Raw genomic sequence first — 2,312 nt, 5'->3', positions numbered from 1 at the left:
CTGTCAGCGTCGGATAGATACTCCCCACTTTCGTCGAAGTAATTTTCCCCAGTTTTTTATCTGACGGCGCCGCGGTAGCGGCGCCGTCCTGTCGATCGCCGACCATATCGCCCTGGAGATCCGTCGTGGGGGTGTCGGTGGTCGAGCTGGAGGAAGTGATGACGATTCTGGAATTGCATCGGCAAGGGCTGAGTATTTCGGCCATCGCTGCTCGACTGAGTATGGACCGCAAGACCGTTCGTAAATACATCAGGAATGGCGTTCAGGCGCCACGTTACGGTCCGCGCGCACCGCGACCGTGCGTGGTCGATCCGTTCGTCCACTACGTCACCGAACGTGTGCGCGAGTTTCCCGACCTGAGCGTCGAGCGACTGCTGCGCGAGATTCGGGCCATGGGGTATACCGGCGGCCGCACGGCGCTGGGCGACTTGGTTCGGGAGGTCCGCCCGCCCCGCCAACGAGGCTTCGAGGTGCGCTTCGAGACGCCTGCCGGGCATCAAGCGCAGGTGGATTTTGCCCACTTCAATGTCGAGTTCGACGACGCGCCTGGCCAGCGACGTTCGATCTGGCTGTTCTCGATAGTGCTTGGGCACAGCCGCTATCTCTGGGGACGTTTCGTCGAGCATCAGGACTTGCAGACCGTCCTGCGCTGCCACATGGAAGCGTTCGAGCATCTCGGCGGCGCTCCGCGCGAGATTCTGTACGATCGGATGAAGGCGGCCGTGCTCGGCGAAGTCGAGAAGCACATCGTCTACAACGCGAAGCTGGTCGCGTTTGCGCAGCACTACGGCTTCGCGCCGCGCGCCTGCAAGGCGTATCGCGCCAAGACCAAGGGCAAGGTCGAGCGGCCGTACCGCTATATCCGGCAGGACTTCTTCCTGGCGCGTCGCTTCCAGAATCTCGCCGACCTGAACCGACAGTTGCGCGAGTGGCTCGACACGGTGGCCAATGTGCGCGTGCACGGCACGACGCACCGCGTCGTCGCCCAGCACTTCGGTGAGGAGCGTCCCGCACTGCAGGCGTTGCCGGCCGGTGCCTTCAATGGCGTGATCCGGCTCGAGCGGCGCGTGAGTCACGAAGGCCTCGTCTCGGTCGGCGGCAACTACTACAGCGTGCCCGATCGTACACGCAAGCGCACGCTCGACATCCATAGTCTGGCTCACGAGATCCGCATCTACGAAGACGGTGAACTGCTGGCGGTTCATCCCGTGCTCGAAGGCCGGCGACGCACCTCGCTGTTGCCCGGTCATCGGCGCGCAAACCAGCGTAAGCAACCGGCACGGCACCCATCACCATCGGTGACGGTAGCCGTAGCTCGCCGGCCTCTGTCGTTCTATGACCAGGTCGCAAGACGCCTCGCGGATGCAGGGAGGACCGCATGAGCAGCATGCCCACCTCGACACTGGAACGCATCCGGCGCTATCTCGTCGGCTTGCGCATGCCGCGTGCGCTCGAAACGCTGGACGCCACCCTGAATCGCTTCGAGCAAGGCGACAGCTCGATGCTGGAAGTATTGGAAACGCTGCTGGGCGAGGAGTTCACGACGCGCGAGACCCGCCGTATCCGAGTGGCGCTGCAGACCGCGCGGCTCGGCACGATCAAGACGCTGGCCGGCTACGACTTCAGCTTCCAGCCGAGCCTGGATCGCGATCGCATCATGGCGCTTGCGCAGCTCGAGTTCATCGAACGACGGCAGACCGTTCACTTCCTGGGGCCGCCCGGCACGGGCAAATCGCACCTGTCCATTGCGCTGGGCGTGGAAGCCATACGCGCGGGCAAGAGCGTCTACTTCGGCTCGCTGGCCGAGATCGTGAACTCGATGGCCAAGGCCGAACGGGAAGGCAACTTGGCGCAGCGCGTGCGCTTCCTTGCCCGTAACAGCCTGCTCATCGTCGACGAGATCGGCTACCTGCCCATCGGCTCCAACGGTGGCAACCTGTTCTTCCAGCTCGTCAACGCCTGCTACGAGCGCTGCGCGATCATCCTGACGTCCAATCGAAGCTTCGGCGAATGGGGTGAAGTGTTCGGCGACAGCGTGGTTGCCGCGGCGCTGCTTGACCGGCTGCTGCACCACGCGATCGTCGTGCAGATCGAGGGCACGTCGTATCGTCTGCGAGAACACGCCGATCTGCTGCCCGACCATCTGCGTAACCGACCGTCTTCCCTGAATCACGCGCCCGCTGAACCGGTTCGTCGGCGCCCGGGCCGTCCGCGAAGGAGCTCATCCGATCACATCGCCGGCTGATCACCGTCCGAACAGGGTGGGGAATTTTACTTCGACACTTCTGGGGAAATTACGTCCGACGTTGACA

2 protein-coding genes are annotated in these 2,312 nt (G+C 63.6%); both read left to right on the top strand.

The window, feature by feature from the left end; all coding sequences use genetic code 11:
* Window positions 1–125: 125 nt before the first annotated feature.
* Entirely contained in the window at window positions 126–1,382 is a 1,257-nt protein-coding gene (gene istA, locus ACM6JT_RS24615) for an IS21-like element ISBcen28 family transposase (protein ID WP_414857501.1), read from the top strand.
* Entirely contained in the window at window positions 1,379–2,245 is an 867-nt protein-coding gene (gene istB / locus ACM6JT_RS24610; protein WP_414857500.1) for an IS21-like element ISBcen28 family helper ATPase IstB, read from the top strand. The genes istA and istB overlap by 4 nt, the downstream gene beginning before the upstream one ends.
* Window positions 2,246–2,312: the final 67 nt, after the last annotated feature.

The organism is Burkholderia sp. IT-111MI5 (genome assembly GCF_949752865.1).
Classification (GTDB): Bacteria; Pseudomonadota; Gammaproteobacteria; order Burkholderiales; family Burkholderiaceae; genus Burkholderia; species Burkholderia pyrrocinia_C.
The sequence above is the reverse complement of the archived record's forward strand: the minus strand, read 5'-3'. Positions and strand labels throughout refer to the sequence as shown.